The following is a 620-nucleotide window of genomic DNA, read 5'->3' as shown; positions in this document are numbered from 1 at the left end:
ATTTCCAATAAATTAGATAAAAGATAAGGAGAAAATCATGAAAAAAATTCTAGCAGTTGTTTCATTATTATTTATTTTTACATTAGCAGCGTGTGGTGGGGATGAAGGAAATGGCAAAGTAAGTAACTCAGAAATTACAGTAGGTGCATCTAGTACGCCGCATGCCCAAATCCTGGAAAAGGCAAAACCAATTCTTGAAGAAAAAGGTATCACATTAACCATAGAGGAATACCAGGACTATGTTTTGCCTAATCAAGATTTAGAAAGTGGTGAAATTGATGCGAACTATTTTCAGCACATTCCATATTTAAAACAGCAAAAAGAAGAACTAGGTTATGACTTTACAGCAATTGGCAGAATCCATATTGAACCAATGGGCATTTATTCCAAAACAATTGACAGTGTGGAAAGCATTCCAGATGGTACGGAAGTAATTATGAGTCGTTCGGTTGCTGATCATGGACGTATTCTTTCATTATTGGAAAACAATGGCTTAATTAAGTTAGATGACGACGTAAATAAGGTAGAAGCAACTGTTGATGATATTGTTAAAAATCCTAAAAACTTAACATTTTCCGCAGATATAGATGCGGCTCTTTTACCTGACATGTATGAATCAG

Annotated in this window: 1 protein-coding gene; it reads left to right on the top strand. The window is 34.7% G+C overall.

All coding sequences use genetic code 11. The features are described from left to right. Positions 1-37 precede the first annotated feature (37 nt). The coding region (locus AC3G7N_RS21585) for a MetQ/NlpA family ABC transporter substrate-binding protein (RefSeq protein ID WP_489424186.1) at positions 38-620 on the top strand (583 nt) is incomplete at its 3' end.

The sequence above is a fragment of the Virgibacillus carmonensis genome (assembly GCF_057836705.1).
The sequence above is the reverse complement of the archived record's forward strand: the minus strand, read 5'-3'. Positions and strand labels throughout refer to the sequence as shown.